General features: G+C 35.8%; 20 protein-coding genes. 16 read left to right on the top strand and 4 right to left on the bottom strand.

Going from position 1 to position 18315, the window contains the following annotated elements; translation table 11 throughout:
• The first annotated feature begins 16 nt into the window (after positions 1-16).
• From ccpN to ACFSO7_RS19195, 10 genes are all read left to right on the top strand, one after another.
• Complete coding sequence (gene ccpN, locus ACFSO7_RS19240; protein WP_377879488.1) at positions 17-649, top strand: transcriptional regulator CcpN; 633 nt, start codon at positions 17-19, stop codon at positions 647-649.
• Positions 650-676: 27 nt separating this feature from the next.
• Positions 677-1486 carry a pyruvate, water dikinase regulatory protein gene (locus ACFSO7_RS19235; protein WP_377878984.1) on the top strand — a complete coding sequence of 270 codons (810 nt, stop codon included), beginning with the start codon at positions 677-679 and terminating at the stop codon, positions 1484-1486.
• Positions 1487-1853: 367 nt separating this feature from the next.
• Positions 1854-2312 carry a YaiI/YqxD family protein gene (locus tag ACFSO7_RS19230; protein ID WP_377879487.1) on the top strand — a complete coding sequence of 153 codons (459 nt, stop codon included), beginning with the start codon at positions 1854-1856 and terminating at the stop codon, positions 2310-2312.
• A 34-nt stretch (positions 2313-2346) separates the two neighbouring features.
• Positions 2347-4161: a DNA primase gene (gene dnaG, locus ACFSO7_RS19225; RefSeq protein ID WP_377878983.1), complete on the top strand. Its 1815-nt coding sequence runs from the start codon at positions 2347-2349 to the stop codon at positions 4159-4161.
• Positions 4162-4201: 40 nt separating this feature from the next.
• On the top strand, positions 4202-5326 hold the full coding sequence (gene rpoD, locus ACFSO7_RS19220) for an RNA polymerase sigma factor RpoD (protein WP_377878982.1): 1125 nt from the start codon (positions 4202-4204) through the stop codon (positions 5324-5326).
• Between the two features lie 251 nt (positions 5327-5577).
• Positions 5578-6096, top strand: a complete 519-nt coding sequence (locus tag ACFSO7_RS19215) for a hypothetical protein (RefSeq protein WP_377878981.1) — start codon at positions 5578-5580, stop codon at positions 6094-6096.
• Positions 6097-6188: 92 nt separating this feature from the next.
• Positions 6189-7328 carry an acyl-CoA dehydrogenase family protein gene (locus ACFSO7_RS19210; protein ID WP_377878980.1) on the top strand — a complete coding sequence of 380 codons (1140 nt, stop codon included), beginning with the start codon at positions 6189-6191 and terminating at the stop codon, positions 7326-7328.
• A gap of 127 nt (positions 7329-7455) precedes the next feature.
• Positions 7456-7821 (top strand): cytochrome c550, encoded by a 366-nt coding sequence (gene cccA, locus ACFSO7_RS19205; protein WP_377878979.1) that lies wholly within the window; start codon positions 7456-7458, stop codon positions 7819-7821.
• An 84-nt stretch (positions 7822-7905) separates the two neighbouring features.
• Complete coding sequence (locus ACFSO7_RS19200) at positions 7906-8616, top strand: tRNA (adenine(22)-N(1))-methyltransferase (protein ID WP_377878978.1); 711 nt, start codon at positions 7906-7908, stop codon at positions 8614-8616.
• The gene (locus tag ACFSO7_RS19195; RefSeq protein WP_377878977.1) at positions 8613-9728 is read left to right on the top strand and encodes a Nif3-like dinuclear metal center hexameric protein; all 1116 of its coding nucleotides are present in this window, start codon (positions 8613-8615) and stop codon (positions 9726-9728) included. The genes ACFSO7_RS19200 and ACFSO7_RS19195 overlap by 4 nt, the downstream gene beginning before the upstream one ends.
• Positions 9729-9981: 253 nt before the next feature.
• On the opposite strand, the gene ACFSO7_RS19190 is transcribed toward ACFSO7_RS19195, so the two are convergent.
• Complete coding sequence (locus ACFSO7_RS19190; protein WP_377878976.1) at positions 9982-10926, bottom strand: 4-hydroxy-3-methylbut-2-enyl diphosphate reductase; 945 nt, start codon at positions 10924-10926, stop codon at positions 9982-9984.
• A gap of 137 nt (positions 10927-11063) precedes the next feature.
• Positions 11064-11705, bottom strand: coding sequence for a VrrA/YqfQ family protein (vrrA, locus tag ACFSO7_RS19185; RefSeq protein ID WP_377878975.1), 642 nt, complete (start codon positions 11703-11705; stop codon positions 11064-11066).
• Positions 11706-11941: 236 nt separating this feature from the next.
• Here vrrA and ACFSO7_RS19180 point away from each other — a divergent pair, with 236 nt between their 5' ends.
• Both ACFSO7_RS19180 and ACFSO7_RS19175 read left to right on the top strand, forming a co-directional pair.
• Entirely contained in the window at positions 11942-13258 is a 1317-nt protein-coding gene (locus ACFSO7_RS19180) for a DEAD/DEAH box helicase (RefSeq protein ID WP_377878974.1), read from the top strand.
• 59 nt (positions 13259-13317) lie between these two features.
• Positions 13318-14208: a deoxyribonuclease IV gene (locus ACFSO7_RS19175; RefSeq protein ID WP_377878973.1), complete on the top strand. Its 891-nt coding sequence runs from the start codon at positions 13318-13320 to the stop codon at positions 14206-14208.
• A gap of 346 nt (positions 14209-14554) precedes the next feature.
• Here ACFSO7_RS19175 and ACFSO7_RS19170 read toward each other — a convergent pair whose 3' ends face one another.
• The gene (locus ACFSO7_RS19170; protein WP_377878972.1) at positions 14555-14812 is read right to left on the bottom strand and encodes a DUF2624 domain-containing protein; all 258 of its coding nucleotides are present in this window, start codon (positions 14810-14812) and stop codon (positions 14555-14557) included.
• Between the two features lie 151 nt (positions 14813-14963).
• Here ACFSO7_RS19170 and ACFSO7_RS19165 point away from each other — a divergent pair, with 151 nt between their 5' ends.
• The 3 genes from ACFSO7_RS19165 to zur are packed head-to-tail and all read left to right on the top strand — an operon-like array spanning position 14964 to position 17016.
• Entirely contained in the window at positions 14964-15749 is a 786-nt protein-coding gene (locus tag ACFSO7_RS19165) for a metal ABC transporter ATP-binding protein (RefSeq protein WP_377878971.1), read from the top strand.
• Entirely contained in the window at positions 15746-16591 is an 846-nt protein-coding gene (locus tag ACFSO7_RS19160; RefSeq protein WP_377878970.1) for a metal ABC transporter permease, read from the top strand. Before ACFSO7_RS19165 ends, ACFSO7_RS19160 begins: the two co-directional genes overlap by 4 nt.
• 11 nt (positions 16592-16602) lie before the next feature.
• Entirely contained in the window at positions 16603-17016 is a 414-nt protein-coding gene (zur, locus tag ACFSO7_RS19155) for a zinc uptake transcriptional repressor Zur (protein WP_377878969.1), read from the top strand.
• Positions 17017-17034: 18 nt separating this feature from the next.
• Here zur and ACFSO7_RS19150 read toward each other — a convergent pair whose 3' ends face one another.
• A complete protein-coding gene (locus ACFSO7_RS19150) occupies positions 17035-17619 on the bottom strand; it encodes a hypothetical protein (protein WP_377878968.1) in 585 nt (194 codons plus the stop codon).
• A 245-nt stretch (positions 17620-17864) separates the two neighbouring features.
• Here ACFSO7_RS19150 and ACFSO7_RS19145 point away from each other — a divergent pair, with 245 nt between their 5' ends.
• Positions 17865-18161 carry a hypothetical protein gene (locus tag ACFSO7_RS19145; RefSeq protein ID WP_377879486.1) on the top strand — a complete coding sequence of 99 codons (297 nt, stop codon included), beginning with the start codon at positions 17865-17867 and terminating at the stop codon, positions 18159-18161.
• Positions 18162-18315 lie beyond the last annotated feature (154 nt).

Genomic DNA, 18315 nt, shown 5'->3' with positions numbered 1-18315 from the left:
TTTGATTAATTAGGTGGTGATCACAATCGAATTAAATAAACGACAAGAGCTAATATTGCAAATTGTCAAAGATAGTGGCCCGATTACGGGTGAACAAATAGCCGATCAACTAAATTTAACCAGGGCAACATTAAGACCTGATTTAGCCATTCTTACGATGGCTGGTTTTTTAGATGCCAGACCACGTGTAGGCTATTTTTACACTGGGAAATCGGGAACACAATTATTGACGGAAAATTTAAAGAAACTCTATGTAAAGGATTATCAGTCGATACCAGTAGTTGTAAGTGAAAATGTGTCTGTATATGACGCTATTTGTACGATGTTTCTAGAAGATGTAGGAACGATGTTTGTTGTAGATCAGGCAACTGTTCTAGTTGGGGTTCTTTCTAGAAAAGATTTACTTCGAGCAAGTTTAGGAAAACAGGATTTATCCAATATTCCTGTGAATATTATTATGACGCGAATGCCGAACATAACAATGTGTCAAAAGGAAGACTTATTAATCGAAGTAGCCAAGAAGCTAATTGAAAAGCAAATTGATGCGTTACCCATTGTGAAAGAAACTGAAAAAGGATTTGAAGTCATTGGTAGAATAACAAAAACAAATATAACGAAAGCTTTTTTATCACTTGCTCAAGACCAATAAACGAAGTGGAGAGGAGAATGTCAATAAATGAGTAATTCCGTTGTCATCTATGTTGTATCTGATTCAGTTGGTGAAACGGCTGAGCTTGTTACGAAGGCAGCTATAAGCCAATTTAATGGATCAGATATAGTCCTGAAAAGATTTCCTTATGTAGAAGATCAAGCTAATATCGACGAAGTGATATCTTTAGTGAAGTATGATAAAGGAATGATTGCTTTTACATTAGTAAAGCCAGAAATAAGAAAATATATGATTAAACGCTCAACTGAAGAAGGAATATATGCCTTTGATCTCATCGGACCATTAATGGACGAAATTCAACAACAAAGTGGAAAAACACCTTTATTTGAGCCTGGACTTGTTCGAAAGCTTGATGAAGATTATTTTAAAAAAGTAGAAGCGATTGAATTTGCTGTGAAATATGATGATGGTCGAGATCCAAGAGGAATTTTAAAAGCGGATATCGTTTTGGTTGGAGTGTCGCGAACTTCGAAGACACCTCTTTCACAATATTTAGCCCATAAGCGTCTTAAAGTGGCGAATGTGCCTTTAGTTCCAGAAGTGGATCCACCAGAGGAATTATTTTCAGTTCCCATTGAAAAATGCTTTGGGTTAAAAATAAGCCCTGAAAAGCTAAATCATATTCGAAGAGAAAGATTAATTTCCCTAGGATTAAATGATACAGCAAGTTACGCCAAAATTGATAGAATTAAAGAGGAAATAACCTACTTTCAGAAAATTGTAGACAAGATTGGCTGTACTGTAATTGACGTAACAAACAAAGCTGTTGAAGAAACGGCGAATGATATTTTGTATCAAATTAAGAGACGAGGATAGAAATAAAAGGGAATACACTTAGGATTTTTCTATAACTCACATTTCAAACCACATAATTGCAATATTTATGTGGTTTTACTTTTTAAATAATATCCTGTAAATTCAGAACAAATTTGCTTTCTTATTAAGTTTTCGTTTTACTAAATAAAAAACTGAAAAAATCATGGAAATTCTATCTTTTCTATACTATAATTAAAAATTGTGATAAAAAAGCATGATAGTAGGTTTAGACTTGCAATGTTACGAATAAACTATTTATTGTTAGAAGTCAAGGCTGTGGTTTTAAAAAAATTCGACATAAAGTTAATAATTGAAAAGTTGAATTTAAAAGAAGGAAAATGTGGAGTGATGTAGAATAACTAGTAATATAACAGACATTCCGACAATTTTTGTTGATGCTGACGCTTGTCCGGTGAAGATGGAGATTGTCGAAATAGCTAATTCTTTTTCTGTTAATTGTTTGTTTGTTGCGTCCTATGCACATGTTTCAACAGATCCAGTTCGTGCTAAATGGAAGTATGTAGATACTCATAAAGAAGCCGTTGATTTTTACATAATGAATCAGGTTTCAAAAGGCGACATTGTCGTGACTCAGGATATTGGTTTAGCCTCGACGGTCTTGCCATTTGGGGTTTATGCTTTATCACCAAGGGGAACCTTATATAGTGAAGAAACGATTCATACGGCTTTAGATTTGAGATTTCTTTCTGCAAAAGCTCGAAAACAAGGGATTTATGGCAAAGGACCGAAGGCATTCACCCAACAAGACAGAGATTGTTTTGTTCAAACATTAACAAAAATTTTGTCGAATTTTGCAGGAATTTAAATTTGTATCACGAAATACTTATGGAGATGTTTTTATGGCGGAACGAATTGCAGAAGAAAAAATTAATCAAATCCGTCAATCAGTGGATATTGTTGAAATAGTTAGTGAATATGTCCAACTGAAAAAACAAGGTCGTAACTATTTTGGTTTATGTCCTTTCCATGGTGAGAACTCTCCTTCTTTTTCCGTTTCACCTGATAAGCAAATTTTCCATTGTTTTGGTTGTGGAGCAGGCGGAAATGTATTTTCTTTTTTAATGGATATTGAAGGATATTCTTTTCTTGAAACAGCTGTAATTTTGGCTGAAAAAGGAAATATTGAACTTTCTGTAGACCCTTCATCTTTAGGTAAAGAGACGAAAGTTTCTGATGATGTTCAACAAATACTTGATGCTCATGATTTGTTACGTAAATTTTATCATCATTTGTTAGTAAATACAAAAGAGGGTCAACATGCATTAGAGTATTTATTAGATCGTGGCTTTTCAATGGAATCGATTAAAAAATTTCAAATTGGCTACGCGTTGAATTCATGGGAATTTGTTTCTAAGTTTCTACAGAAAAGAAATTTCACACCGGAAATATTAGAGAAATCCGGTTTAATTATTAAACGTGAAAGTGATGGAAGCTCTTTCGATCGTTTTCGTGACCGAATCATGTTTCCTATTTTTGATCGACATGGAAAAACGATTGCCTTTTCAGGAAGATCATTAGGGCAAGATGAGCCAAAATATTTAAATAGTCCAGAAACGGCAATCTTTAATAAAAGTAAAATTTTATATAATTTTCATCTGGCAAAACCAAGTATTCGTAAAACAAGCCACGTTATTCTTTTTGAAGGGTTTGCAGATGTTATTGCAGCAGATCGTTCAAGTATAGAAAATAGTGTAGGTACAATGGGAACCTCATTGACAGAGGACCATGTAAATCAATTGAAAAAGATTGTTCAGTCTGTAACGATTTGTTATGACTCTGATCATGCTGGTATCGAAGCTGCCTTCCGGGCAGGTACAATGCTCTTTGGAGCTGGTTTATTAGCAAAGGTAGCCTTACTTCCAGATGGATTAGATCCTGATGACTATGTCAAAATATATGGAACTGATAAGTTTCGTCAAGAAGTAATGGGTTCGACTTTAACATGGATGGCCTTTAAACTTCGATATTTTCGAAGAGGAAAAAACTTGCAGGATGAAGGAGATCGTTTACGTTATATCGAAGAAGTATTAAAGGAAATTCGTAAGCTCAATAATGCGGTAGAACGAGATCATTATTTGCGGCAGATAGCAAATGAGTTTTCCTATTCCTTAGATGCTTTAAATCAGCAGCTTGGCCCAATATCACGAAGTGAAAATGGCGATTTAACACAAAGTAAATTTCCAGCTAAACAAACATCAGTTACGACAACTAAGCGTGTTAAAAGTATGCTACCTGCCTATCAAACGGCAGAGCGTCGCCTACTTGCTCATATGATTAGAAATAGTGATGTCGCTTATCAGGTGCAGGATCTTCTTAAAGGAAATACTTTAAATATTGATGAACACCAAGCGATTATGACTTATCTAATTGGCTATTATGAGGAGGGGAATCCTCCTAATCCGAGTGACTTTCTCAATTATTTAAAAGATGAAACATTAAAAAGAATAGTTGTTGAAATTGAAATGATGTCCATAAATTTAGAAATTACACCTCAAGAATTAAATGATTATTTAAAACAGGTGTTGAATTTTCATAAAATGTTAAAGATAAAGGAAATGAATGCAGAAAAAAAAGAAGCTGAAAAGCAAAAAGACTTTTTAAAAGCGGCTGCAATAGGGATGGAAATCATTCAATTGCAAAAAGCATTAAAGTAAATAAGGTAAGATGCTAAGGATTTTGGAAGGAGGGGGCCATATGAGTGAGAAATCAACTGGTTCAAAAGAAGTTGAAACAGAATTGTCCCTTGAGCAAATAAAAGACCAATTAACAGCGATCGGTAAAAAAACAGGTGTTCTTGCCTACGATGATATTGCAGAAAAAATGTCTTCTTTTGAGTTGGATTCCCATCAGATGGATGAATTTTATGAGTTTTTAGGTGACCAAGGGGTCGAATTAGTTGGTGACAGTGATGAAGATGAAGATCCAAAGATTCAAGAGTTGTCAAAAGATGATGAGTTCGATTTAAATGATCTAAGTGTACCTCCTGGTGTAAAAATAAATGACCCTGTTCGGATGTATTTGAAAGAAATTGGCCGTGTTGATCTTCTGTCTGGTGAAGAAGAGATTTCTCTTGCTGAACGAATAGAAGAAGGAGACGAAGAAGCAAAACGACGTCTAGCTGAAGCGAACTTAAGACTTGTTGTAAGTATCGCAAAGCGCTATGTTGGCCGTGGAATGCTATTTTTGGATCTTATTCAAGAAGGAAATATGGGTTTAATTAAAGCTGTAGAAAAGTTTGATTTTCGAAAAGGATTTAAATTCAGTACGTATGCTACATGGTGGATTCGTCAGGCTATTACTCGTGCGATTGCCGACCAAGCAAGAACGATTCGTATCCCTGTTCATATGGTGGAGACAATAAACAAATTAATTAGGGTCCAAAGACAATTATTACAAGATTTAGGTCGAGAACCATCTCCAGAAGAGATAGCTGAAGATATGGACTTAACACCTGATAAAGTGAGAGAAATTTTAAAAATAGCTCAAGAACCTGTATCACTTGAAACACCAATTGGTGAAGAAGATGATTCACATCTTGGTGATTTTATTGAAGACCAAGATGCCACTTCTCCATCGGAACATGCAGCTTATGAGTTACTGAAAGAACAATTAGAAGACGTTCTAGATACTTTAACAGACCGTGAAGAAAACGTACTGCGTCTTCGTTTTGGCTTAGATGACGGTCGCACACGTACCCTTGAAGAAGTTGGTAAAGTGTTCGGAGTTACGAGAGAGCGTATTCGTCAAATAGAAGCAAAAGCACTGCGAAAGTTAAGACATCCAAGTCGTAGTAAACGACTAAAAGACTTTTTAGAATAGAATACAAAACAGTTGTCAGATAATAGTTTACTTCTTATGATAGAAGTAAACTATTTTTTTTAGCTAAATAAATTAAAATTAACAATATGTGGGTACTCTGGACTCGTTTATCGTGATCCAGCTCCAGAGGCTAGCCCCTCGAGGTCAAATGTTCGCCACCCGAAAAGTCAAATAACGACTTTCCAGGTGTCGAAGCATTTGCTTGTCGGGGCTGAACAAGCCTCTAACGCATTTTGTACTTAGGAGAAATTATGGACGTTCAAAGAAAAAAAATCATTATAAAAGAAATTGAATACTGGAAAGAGAGTTCATTGTTACCAGAACATTATTGCAATTTTTTATTGACGCTTTATTCCGAAGGGAATCATCCAGGAACGGAATTGAAAAGCAAAAAACAAGGGAATTGGTCTATTAGCTTGTTTTTAATGGCAATTGCTTCTGTATTTGTCATTTATTTTACTGAATTATCTTTCATATTGCAAATCAGCATTTATTTATTTTATTTGTTGTGCGGCATTATTTTAATTAAATACTTTTTCAAAAAAGGAATATTGTCTCACCTGTCATTTGTTTTTTCAGCGCTTGTTTTTCTATTAGCAACCATTCAAATCGTTTCTCATACATATCCTAATAATACGCTGTTCCTATATATATCCCTAATTCTGAACTGTTTAATGTGGGTTGCTACAGGGGTTAAATTTAAACTTATTTATTTTACTATTTCAGGCTTATTGGGACTATCTACGATTATTATTTCTATTTTTGTATAATAAAATATATTTAAAAGTTTTTAAATGTTGAGAAAATTACTAAATCCCTTTTATAATAGTATAGTAAGCGCATACATTTGAGGGGGATGAAAATGAATTTTGATTTAACTAGCGAACAAGAAATGATACGAAAAATGATTAGGGAGTTTGCCGATGCTGAAGTAGCACCTGGTGCCTATGATCGCGATAAAACAAAAGAATTTCCAATAGAGCCTTTTCGTAAGTTAGCAGAAATGGGAATGATGGGTTTACCATTCCCTGAAGAGTATGGCGGAGGTGGAGCTGATACAGTAAGCTTTGCGATCGTTGTTGAAGAATTAAGTCGGGCTTGTGGCTCAACAGGTATTACATACTCTGCTCATATTTCTTTAGGAGGAGCACCACTAAATCTATTCGGTACGAAGGAGCAAAAAGAAAAATATTTAGCCCCTATTTGTTCTGGGGAATCGTTTGGTGCATTCGGATTGACAGAACCAAATGCTGGATCCGATGCTGGAGGAACGCAAACAACAGCAGTCCTAAAAGATGGAGAATATGTGGTTAATGGTAGTAAATGCTTTATTACAAATGCTAGCTACGCAAAACACTTAGCCTTAACAGCTATCACTGATCAAAAGGATGGAAATAAAGAAATTAGTGCGATTATCGTACCAACAGATGCAAAAGGCTTTAAAATTATCGATAATTATGAAAAAATGGGCTTAAATGCCTCGAATACAACAGAACTTGTACTTGAAGATGTTCATGTACCTTCAGAAAATCTTCTTGGAAAAAGAGGAGAAGGATTTAAACAATTCCTTATTACACTTGATGGTGGTCGTATTGGAATTGGTGCGATGGCGGTAGGTATTGCACAAGCGGCTTATGAAAAGGCATTACAATATGCGAAGGAAAGAAAACAATTTGGGCGATCACTTTCACAATTTCAAGCAATCCAATTTAAATTAGCTGATATGGCTCTTAAAATTGAGCTAGCTAGAACGATGGTATATAAAGCAGCATGGCTTAAAGATCAAGGAAGAAAGTTTTCTAAAGAAGCATCAATGTGTAAACTTTATGCATCTGAAATTTGTATGGAAGTGACAAGCCAAGCTGTTCAAATCCATGGAGGATACGGATACATGAAGGATTACCATGTTGAAAGATTTATGAGAGATGCAAAATTATTAGAAATTGGTGAAGGTACCTCAGAAGTTCAAAGAATGGTCATTTCTCGTGAAATTGGTTGCTAATTTTCAAAAAAAATATATTTCTAATATAAAGTTTTCATAAAGACTTTCCCTTCCTACTTTTTTAAAGTAAAATAGTAATTGTTTGTACACAATAACATTAAGAAGTTCTACATAGGGAGGTAATGTAATGAATCGTAATCCGATTATGCCATTTGTTTTAATCATGGTCTTTGGTATCGGACTCATGTTTTTCCTATCTTTTAAAGGATTAGGTGATCATGAAGAAATCGCTAAGGATGCTGAAGGTGGAAAAGAAAAGACTGAAGATGTTGCTTCTGCGACTCCAGAGGATACGTATAAATCCACTTGTATCGGTTGCCATGGTGATGCTTACCAAGGCGGAATGGGTCCTGCATTAAAAGGAATTGGCGACAAAAAAACAAAAGACGAAATTAAAGAAATCTTAACAAACGGTACACCTGGTGGTATGCCAGGTGGATTAGTAGCAGGTAATGAAGATGCTATGGCCGAATGGTTAACAACGTTAAAATAATTGTTTTTGAAAAGTCCTTTGCATAAGCAAAGGACTTTTCTTATACTAAGAAAAGTAATAGAAATAATGATTGGTGTGGTATATATGAATACAGAAAAATTATCAGCGCGACTTCAACTAGTAGTAAATTTTATTCCGAAGGGCTACAATCTAGCAGATATTGGCTCAGACCATGCTTATTTACCTTGTTATGCCGTGAAAAAAGGGATTGTTCCTTTTGCCATTGCAGGTGAAGTAGTTGAAGGTCCATACCAGTCTGCCTTACGCCAAGTTAAGGACGAGGAGTTAACGAACAGGGTCTCTGTACGTAAAGGGAATGGATTAGAGGTGATTCAGCCCGGTGAGGTGGATTGTATCACCATCGCAGGTATGGGTGGCACGCTCATTTCAAATATATTAGAAGCCGGGAAAGAAAAACTAGTAAATGTAAAGAGGCTTATTTTACAACCAAATATTAGTGCAATTTCGATACGTCAGTGGCTTATTCAAAATGATTGGGAATTAGTCGAAGAAGAAATTATTGAAGAAGATGGAAAAATTTACGAGGTACTAGTTGCGGAAAGAGGCAATTCCCAAAAGCCATATCAAATGGAATTACATAAAGGATTACTATTGGGACCATTTTTATTGAAAAGAAGAAATGAAGTGTTTATAAAAAAATGGCTGGATGAAAAAAGAAATTGGGAAAAAATTATGACCCAACTTTTGAGTGCAAGTCAAACGGTAGAAAACATGGGGAAAATGACAGAATTAAAAGCAAAAATCAAAATGGTAGAGGAGGTATTGGAAAAATGAAAACGGTGAATGGGTATGAGGTGATTCAAGTATTTGAAAGCTTTTCACCTAAAAATTTGGCGATGGAAGGAGATAAAATTGGCCTTCAAATTGGAAACTTAAATCGTAAAGTCCAAAATGTCATGATTGCCTTAGATGTTTTGGAAGAAGTGGTGGATGAAGCAATACAAAAAGATGTTCAATTAATCATCGCCCACCACCCACCCATTTTTCGGCCACTCGCTAAAATTACGGCAGACAATCCTACAGGTCGTCTGATTGAAAAGCTTATTAAGCATGATATTGCCGTATACGCTGCCCATACAAATTTAGACGTTGCTGTTGGAGGGGTAAATGATCTTCTGGCTGAGGCACTTGGTTTAAAGGATGCAGAAGTATTAGTTCCGACCTTTGAAATAGGATTAAAGAAATTAGCTGTTTTTGTTCCTAAAACGCATGAACATTTGGTAAGAGAAGCAATAGGTAAAGTGGGTGCTGGTTCCATTGGAAATTATAAATATTGTAGCTTTACTTCTAATGGAACAGGTAGATTTTTACCTGGAGAACATGCAAAACCGTATGTAGGTGAATCGGGTCGTTTAGAAGATGTTGAAGAAGTAAAAATTGAAACCATTTATCCAGAGCATTTGGAAAAGAAAGTATTAAGTGCAATGATAAAAGCCCATCCATATGAGGAAGTAGCATACGATCTCTACCGTCTAGACAATAAAGGAGAAACCCTTGGTCTAGGAAGAGTAGGGTATGTAGATGAAATATCACTAAGAGATTTTGTAGAAGTATTAAAAACAGCTCTGGAAGTGAAAAAGGTTCGTGTGGTGGGAGACTTAGATGCAAAAGTTAAGAAAGTTGCTGTTTTAGGTGGAGATGGAAATAAATACTTTCCGAATGCCATTTATAAAGGTGCTGATGTGTATGTGACAGGTGATTTTTATTATCATACTGCCCATGATGCGGCAGCACAAGGTCTTAATGTTATTGATCCTGGACATAATATTGAAAAGGTAATGAAAAAGGGTGTTGCAAAAACATTAACTCAAGCGTTTTTAGAAAGAGAGTATGAGATCAATGTTTTTCCTTCAGAAATTGATACAGATCCTTTTCAATTTGTGTAAGAAAAGCGCGGGGCGCCTTGATCAGCCCCGACAAGCAAATGCTTCGCCAGCCGGAAAGTCGTTCTTTGACTTTTTGGCTGGCGAACAGTTGACCTCGAGGTCAACAAAAACGCGACATCCTGTCGCATTGTCGACACTAGTACATCCTGTACGTCGGGGCTAGGACGCTTGCGCTGGACAATTTTCGAAGTCCGAAAATGTTATACTTTCTAATCTTGTTAAAAAAGAAACGAGGGATAGCCCTCGTTCTTTTTTAATCTATATTTTTTACTTTTGGAAGTATTCTGTTTAAAGGAACCTTTTTCTCCGTTGTCCAGGTGTTTTCATTGTTAGGATCAAACTGTTCTAAGAAACTAATGACCTCTTTTGTAATAGGAGTTGGTGTCGATGCTCCTGAAGTGACTGCAACAGTGTTAGCATCCTTGATCCATTTAATATCGAGTTCAGTGACATCGGCGATACGATAAGCTGTAGTTCCTGCGATTTCTTCCGATACTTGAGCAAGTCGATTAGAGTTATTACTCTTTGGATCACCGACAACTATTAATACATCTGCATCAGTGGCTTGTTCGGCAACTGCTTCTTGACGAACTTGAGTAGCCATACATATCTCTTTGTGTATTTCTACATGTGGGAACTTTTCTTGTACCTTCTGCATCACGTGCGCTACATCCCATTGACTCATCGTTGTTTGATTCGTAACAATTAACTTTTCATGATTGATCGTTAACTTCTCTACATCTTGTTCCGTCTCTACTAAATGAACTTTACCTGGTGCGACACCAACGGCACCTTCAGGCTCTGGATGTCCTTTTTTTCCAATATAAATGATTTCAAAGCCATCACCGACTTTTTCTTCAATTAAAAGATGTGTTTTCGTCACATCAGGACATGTAGCATCAATCGTTACGAGCCCTTTTAACTTGGCAAGCTCGCGAACTTCAGGAGAAATTCCATGGGCAGTAAAGATAACTGTCCCCTTATCTACTTTATCTAGTATTTCTTTTCGATCATTCCCATCTAGAGTAATGATCCCTTCCTGTTCAAAAGCATCTGTAACATGTTTATTATGAACGATCATTCCTAAAATATAGATTGGTCTCGGTAATGATTTATCTAATGAAGCATTTCGTGCAATAACCATTGCGTCAACAACGCCATAGCAGTAACCGCGTGGAGAAATTTTCAATACATCCATTTGTGTATCCTCCCGTTCTTATACTCTTAATCTACGTCTATATTATATAAAACCTATTAGAAGATTACAAAGGAAGAAATCACATATCAGGTAGTACTAATATTCAAAAAAAATAAGAGCGCATTTTAGCACCCTTATTATATATATAGTTTCGGGATGGAATGGTGTTCTTTTGATCCTTTTCTTTCGATTCGTTCGAGGGAATGACGGGATGTTTTTTCTTTCGATTCGATTTTGTCTTCGTGCGATTCTTTGACATCACTACTCTCAACATCAATAGACTCTGAGTGACTAGAGTTTGTTTCCGTGTCCTCACTTGTTGCGTCTTTAAACCCACGATAAAGTTTCCATAAACTTGGTAAATTTTTGACAAGAGGGACATATTGTTGAAATTGCTGAATGACAGGTCCAAATTGCTGAGCTGTTTTTAGAACACTTTGTGTATTATTTAGTAATCCATTTAGAGCTTCTGGGTTTGTGATGGTTCTTAATAGTCCTCCTGTATTACTAGGTGCTGAACGACTCATGGGAGCTAGAGACCCTTGAAATCCTCCTTGTGGCTGTTTATTACGTCCTAGAATTTTGGCTAGCAATCCTCCACCTTTATTGCCTTGATTCCTACCCATGCCAGGCGGGAATCCTCCCCTTTGAGGAGTTGGATTAAATCCTGCCATTGGCATACCTTGCATTCGATGCATTCCACCCGGAAATCTAGGTGGCATCATCCTTGGCCCATATCCGTGTTGCATTGGAGTATTCGGCCTAAGTGGTATTGGCATCCTAATACCCTCCTTTTGAATAATACCTATCTAATAGGAAAATAACAGAAATAGTTCCTACATATTAAAATATGCAATTATATTCGTTTTGCTTTAGTAAAAAAGAAAGAAGTGTCCTATAAATTACATAAAAATCAATAATCACTGGAAAACAGTGAGATAGGTGGAGATTTCTTTCAAACTTTATTATAATTACAAGATGAACCAAAAATAAGGATAACCTAGGAGTTAATAAAATGACCGAATCAAAATTTCGAACGTATAATCTAAAGAATTTTTTAATAAATGCTGTTGAAGGATTTGGCTTCAATCAACCAACAGAAATCCAAGAGAAAATGATTCCTATTGTTTTAAAGGGTGAAAGTGCTATTGGGCAATCTCAGACCGGGACAGGGAAAACCCTAGCGTATGTACTACCGATTTTACAAAAAATTGATCCTAGTAAACAGCAAGTACAAGCAGTAATTACAGCGCCAACTAGGGAATTAGCAAATCAAATTTATCACCAAATTCTTAAAGTAACTGAAAATGCTTCTGAAGAAGAAACAATTGTTGCACGCTGTTATATTGGTGGGACAGACAAAGCTCGTTCCATTGAAAAATTAAAAGTACAACCACATATCGTAGTAGGTACACCTTCAAGAATTAATGATTTAGTAAAAGAACAGGCTCTTTTTGTTCACACTGCTAATATTTTAGTAGTCGATGAGGCTGACCTCATGTTAGACATGGGCTTTATCGTCGATGTTGACAAAATTGCTGCTAAAATGCCAGAAAATCTTGAAATGTATGTTTTTTCTGCGACCATTCCAGAAAAACTTAAACCTTTTTTGAAAAAATATATGGAGAATCCAAGATATGTTCATATAGAACCAAAACAGGTTTCCGCTTCAAACTTAACACATGTGCTTTTACCTACAAGACATCGTAATAAAGTAGTTTTAACCTTTGAAGCGTTAAAGCTGTATAACCCATACTTAGCTATTGTTTTTACGAATACAAAGAAAAAAGCAGATGAAGTTGCTGATGCCCTGCTAGTAAAAGGGTTAAAAGTAGGAAGAATTCATGGAGATTTAAGTCCACGAGACCGTAAAAAAATGATGAAGCAAATTCAAAATCTTGAATTTCAATTTATCGTAGCAACGGATCTAGCGGCACGTGGAATTGATATTGAAGGGGTCAGTCATATCATTAACTTTGAACTCCCAACAGATTTAGATTTTTATATTCACCGGGTTGGGCGTACAGCACGTGCAGGATTTTCAGGGACTGCCTTAACAATATATGAGACATCGGATGAAGATGCTTTAGCACGTCTTGAAAAAATGGGAATTGAATTTCATTCTGTTGATATCCAAAAAGGTGAATGGATCGATTTGGAGGACCGTAATAAGCGTAAAAAGCGCGAGAAGCAAGTCGATAAAATCGATGAAAAGGCACGCAGCATGGTTCAAAAACCGAATAAAGTGAAACCAGGCTATAAGAAGAAAATGCAGTGGGAAGTAGACAAAATTAAAAAGCGGGAAAGAAGAATCCAAAAGAAAAAGAAGTAAATAAGCAGCTGCATCTAGAAAATTTCTAATGCTTAGCTTATACAAGGGGAGATTAAATCATGTTGAAAATCGGTTCACACGTTTCGATGAGTGGAAGTAAGATGCTCTTAGCAGCTAGTGAAGAGGCAGTGTCATACGGGGCAAATACCTTTATGATCTATACAGGTGCACCACAAAATACACGCAGAAAAAAAATTGAGGATTTAAATATTGAAGCTGGACGAAAGCATATGGAGCTAAATGGAATTGATGAAATAATTGTTCATGCTCCTTATATCATTAATATTGGGAATACGACTAACCCAAGTACTTTTGAACTTGGAGTTAATTTTCTTCGTTCAGAGATTGACCGGACGGAAGCACTTGGAGCTTCGCAAATCGTTCTTCATCCCGGTGCACATGTTGGTGCTGGAACAGAAGAAGGAATAAAGAAGATTGTCGAAGGATTAAATGAAGTACTTACTAGTCATGATAAAGTGCAAATTGCTCTTGAAACAATGGCAGGAAAGGGATCCGAATGTGGAAAATCTTTTGAGGAGCTTGCCATGATTATCGATGGTGTTGTTTACAACGATAAAATCTCGATTTGTTTTGACACTTGTCATACACATGATGCAGGCTATGATATTGTTGATGATTTTGATGGAGTTTTAAATGAATTCGATAAGATCATCGGTATAAACCGTTTAAAAGTCATTCATGTTAACGATAGTAAAAATGCACGTGGGATGCGAAAGGATCGACATGAAAATATCGGCTTCGGTCATATTGGCTTTAAAGCTTTGAATCATATTGTTCATCACCCGCAATTAATAAACGTTCCGAAAATTCTCGAAACACCATATGTTGGTGAAGATAAGAACAACCAAAAACCACCATACAAACATGAAATCGACATGTTAAGAAAACAACAATTTGAAGAAAATTTTAGAGATTTGATTTTTCAATAAGTTTAATAAGAAAAGCGGAAGCGCCTTGATCAGCCCCGATAAAGAAGACTGGTCGATTGGCGAGAGTAGCGAAGCCAGAGACCTAGTCGCACTTATGCAAACCGTTCTTTGGTTTGCCAAGCAAATGATTCGCCACCCGGAAAGTCGTTCTTTGACTTTTTGGGTGGCGAACATTTGAGCTCGAGGTCGACAAGAACGCGACGACGTCCTGTTGCATTGTCGACACTTGTACATCCTGTACGTCGGGGCTAGGACGCTTGCGCTGGAAAATTTCCGAAGTCGAAAAAATTTATACTTATTTAATAAATAGAGGGAAAAGCATTAGTGCTTTTCCCTTTCCAAATATCTATTGCTTCGTAAACTGTATAAAAAGTCGATTCACTTCTTTGGCGGTCTCAGGGCCGGCAATCCTAGCGATTTCTTTTATTAGTGTAGATCTTGCTTTATCATCGAAAATATTTACCTTTTCATTTCTTAAGTAATCAGCAATTTTTTTAGCGTGTTCGCGGCTAATTTTCACTTGAAATTGCTGGGCATATTTTAATAATTCTTCAGTTGTTATCGTATTTATTTTATGGTTTATGATGTTTTCGAAAATCTTCATGTTTATCACCCCTCCTTTATTAGCCTATGCTTCCTTTTAGAAGATTGTGACAAAAGAAGAACCGGTTTATAAACTTTACAAATGATGAATAATTAAGGTATACTACAGAATGTTAAATCGGAATGATTCTTAATTAAGTAAGGTGATATAGTTGAAATTAAAAAAAACCATTGTCGAAATAGACCATGTTTCATATAAATATGAAAGTGAACTAGTTCTTGAGGATATCCATTTATCGATCCCAAAAGGAGCGTTTCTTGCCATTGTTGGTCCAAATGGTTCGGGAAAATCCACTCTCATAAAACTATTATTGAATCTTTTGAAACCACTAAAAGGGAAAATTCTTTTATTTGGTGAGGAAATTGACAAATTTAAAGATTGGCAAAAAGTCGGTTACGTCTCACAAAAAGCAAATTCCTTTAATTCTGGTTTTCCGGCCACCGTTTTTGAAGTAGTAGCAAGTGGCCTGACAAAACGACTTGGATTATTTCGATTTCTAAAAAAAGAGGATAAACAAAAAATAATGGATGCGATTGATTCTGTTGATATGATGCCATTTATGAATCGAAATATTGGAGAGCTTTCAGGTGGTCAACAACAAAGAGTATTTATTGCAAGATCCTTAGTAAGTAATCCAGAATTACTAATTTTAGATGAGCCAACAGTAGGGGTCGATGCAAAAAATGTAAAGCATTTTTACGAGATGTTAGAAAATTTAAATAAAAAGTGGGGAATCACTTTACTTCTTGTCACACATGATATTAGCGCTATTTCGGATAAGGTTACCCATGTCGCATGCTTAAATAAAAATTTACATTTTCACGGTGAAGCAAAGGAATATGAAAATTTTCAAAATGATGAAATGTCTATGTTCTATGGACATGATATCCATATTCTTTCACATGATCATCATCACCATGGAGGAAACACGAAATGATATCCGGATTACTTCAATATGAATTTTTACAAAATGCCTTTCTGACTGGAATGTTGATTGGGCTTGTAGCACCATTAATTGGTGTATTTATCGTCGTAAGAAGACTTTCACTTATTGCAGATGCTTTAAGTCATGTCACTTTAGCTGGTATTGCAGCAAGTTTATTACTGACTAAGAAATTTTCAATCTTTTCTGGTCTAAACCCTCTTTATTTAGGAATGACCTTTTCCGTTGTTGGGTCATTATTTATTGAAAAATTAAGAAGTGTGTATAAACATTATCAAGAATTAGCTATTCCTATTATCCTTTCAGGAGGTATAGGTCTTGGAGTAATTTTTATTTCCTTAGCGGACGGTTTTAATACAGATTTATTTAGCTATTTATTTGGTAGTGTTAGTGCAGTAAGCCGAATGGATTTACTCATTATTTTTATAATCAGTATTTTAGTTATTGCTCTTATAATTTTATTGTATAAAGAATTATTTTTACTTTCCTTTGATGAAGAACATGCGAAAGCTTCCGGGATCGCTGCAAAATCGGTTCATTTTATTTTCATCATTTTGGTCGCCTTGGTCATAGCGGCTTCAATGAGAATCGTTGGAATTTTACTGGTTTCTTCACTAATGACATTACCTGTTGCGGCAAGTATTCGTATTGCTAAAGGGTTTAAACAGACGATTTTTTATTCGATTGTTTTTGGAGAACTGTCCGTATTAGGCGGTCTGACTTCATCTTATTATTTAGATCTTGCACCAGGTGGGACGATTGTTATGATTGCAGTGATCATATTAGTCATAGCAATCATGTTAAGAAGATTTAGAATCATTAATGCGGGAAAATGAGGTGATGAACAATGAATATTGAAACAGCCTTAGAAATATTAAAAAATAATGGCTATAAGCATACAGGAAAAAGAGAAGAAATGCTTGAACTATTTGCTAACCGTAATAAGTATTTAACGGCAAAAGATGTATTAGAACAATTAAAAGAAGCCTATCCTGGCTTAAGTTTTGATACGATTTACCGTAATTTATCATTATTTGTAGAGTTAGGGATTATCGAGATGACAGAATTATCAGGGGAAAAGCATTTCCGTTTCACCTGCTCACACAATCATCATCATCACCATTTTATTTGTTTAGAGTGCGGGAAAACGAAACAAATTGGTGTATGCCCGATGGATGGATTGAATGAAGATTTAAAGGGATATGATGTATCAGGTCATAAATTTGAAATCTATGGTCGCTGTCCGGAATGCGTTTTTTAAAATAAAGAGGTTCGTTCATTATGAACGAACCTCTTTGTCATCTTCTAACCATTTCTTAACCCACGTGGCTGCTTCCAGCCAATTATTCACACGAATAACGGATGAGGGAATGGGATCCTGATTATAAGGAGTATCAAATAATAATACAGGAATTTGGCATTGCTCAGATATCATTACAGCATTGTCATGTTTATCTTCTAAAAAAATATCTACTTTGTGATCTTTAGCTGCTTCAATTTTATGATGGGTACCAATTAATTCTATATGATGAAATGGAATTTCATGTTTCTTGAACCATTTTTCAGTAATGTCTAATAAATGATTACCACGGGCACTAATAAAATATAATTCGTGTTCCCGAGCCCAATCGAACAGTACATCTTTTGCTCCTTCAGCTAACGGTGATCCGTTATAAATGGCCGGTTCTGTCTTAGTGAACCACTCGGCAAATTCCTGTTCCGGGACATTGACAAGTGGTGTCAACTCATATTGTTTTACATCAGCCAATGTTAGATTTAATTTAAAGGCATCATTAATAAAAGGAATAAGGGAGGATGGACATGTAACAGTTCCATCAATATCAATACCGAATCTTTTTTTCATAGACGGATTCTCCTAACTTTAACTGCATTAGAATTTATCTTAACAAAACGTTTCTAGAATAAAAAGTGTTTAAAAAGAAAATTTTAGCATAAGAAAAAATTTGTCACATAAGAGGTAAACATTAACATAATGAAATGGATTTCCTAAGTAAACAATATTAATGCTCCTAAAATTGAAAGCGAGGGATCAACTTGACAGATCAAGAGCGAAATTTCGAAGAAGATCATCTTCGTTATCGAGGCGAGATAGGTGATCATGATCATTTGGAAGAAACCTCTGCTGAAATAGCAGCGCCGATAAGAATTGACCATGGACGTGTTCGGGGCAATGATAGGGAAGTATCAGGTGGAAGAGGAATTGGTTTTGCGGCCATTATCCTATCCATTTTGTCTTTATTTGTCCTCCCTGTACTATTTGGGGCTGCTGGGATTGTTTTAGGTTTCATTGCTCGTCGAAAAGGTTCAGAGGGACTTGGGAACTGGGCAATTGGTTTGGGAGCATTATCGATTATTATTGGTATCTTTATTGTCCCTTTCTTTTAGATAAGGAAGTGTGGATACCCTATAACAGATAAAAAGGCTGTTCCAATTGGAGCAGCCTTTTTAAAAAGATAAGAAATAATAACATTTTCGGACATCGAAAATTGTCCAGCTCCAGCGCCTAGCCCCTCGAGGTCAAATGTTCGCCAGTCAAAAA

The organism is Bacillus sp. CGMCC 1.16607, assembly GCF_042683745.1.
GTDB lineage: Bacteria > Bacillota > Bacilli > Bacillales > Cytobacillaceae > Pseudoneobacillus.
Note: the sequence above shows the minus strand (reverse complement) of the source record. Positions and strands in the feature narration are given on the sequence as shown.

Excerpts from the sequence above, each read along its gene's own strand:
- ACFSO7_RS19195 (WP_377878977.1), top strand. The coding sequence starts at position 8,613 with ATGAAAACGGTGAATGGGTATGAGGTGATTCAAGTATTTGAAAGCTTT.
- ACFSO7_RS19200 (WP_377878978.1), top strand. The coding sequence starts at position 7,906 with ATGAATACAGAAAAATTATCAGCGCGACTTCAACTAGTAGTAAATTTT.
- ACFSO7_RS19160 (WP_377878970.1), top strand. The coding sequence starts at position 15,746 with ATGATATCCGGATTACTTCAATATGAATTTTTACAAAATGCCTTTCTG.
- ACFSO7_RS19215 (WP_377878981.1), top strand. The coding sequence starts at position 5,578 with ATGGACGTTCAAAGAAAAAAAATCATTATAAAAGAAATTGAATACTGG.
- dnaG (WP_377878983.1), top strand. The coding sequence starts at position 2,347 with ATGGCGGAACGAATTGCAGAAGAAAAAATTAATCAAATCCGTCAATCA.
- rpoD (WP_377878982.1), top strand. The coding sequence starts at position 4,202 with ATGAGTGAGAAATCAACTGGTTCAAAAGAAGTTGAAACAGAATTGTCC.
- ACFSO7_RS19150 (WP_377878968.1), bottom strand. The coding sequence starts at position 17,619 with ATGAAAAAAAGATTCGGTATTGATATTGATGGAACTGTTACATGTCCA.
- ACFSO7_RS19210 (WP_377878980.1), top strand. The coding sequence starts at position 6,189 with ATGAATTTTGATTTAACTAGCGAACAAGAAATGATACGAAAAATGATT.
- ACFSO7_RS19235 (WP_377878984.1), top strand. The coding sequence starts at position 677 with ATGAGTAATTCCGTTGTCATCTATGTTGTATCTGATTCAGTTGGTGAA.
- cccA (WP_377878979.1), top strand. The coding sequence starts at position 7,456 with ATGAATCGTAATCCGATTATGCCATTTGTTTTAATCATGGTCTTTGGT.
- ACFSO7_RS19175 (WP_377878973.1), top strand. The coding sequence starts at position 13,318 with ATGTTGAAAATCGGTTCACACGTTTCGATGAGTGGAAGTAAGATGCTC.
- ACFSO7_RS19180 (WP_377878974.1), top strand. The coding sequence starts at position 11,942 with ATGACCGAATCAAAATTTCGAACGTATAATCTAAAGAATTTTTTAATA.
- zur (WP_377878969.1), top strand. The coding sequence starts at position 16,603 with ATGAATATTGAAACAGCCTTAGAAATATTAAAAAATAATGGCTATAAG.
- vrrA (WP_377878975.1), bottom strand. The coding sequence starts at position 11,705 with ATGCCAATACCACTTAGGCCGAATACTCCAATGCAACACGGATATGGG.
- ACFSO7_RS19170 (WP_377878972.1), bottom strand. The coding sequence starts at position 14,812 with ATGAAGATTTTCGAAAACATCATAAACCATAAAATAAATACGATAACA.
- ACFSO7_RS19190 (WP_377878976.1), bottom strand. The coding sequence starts at position 10,926 with ATGGATGTATTGAAAATTTCTCCACGCGGTTACTGCTATGGCGTTGTT.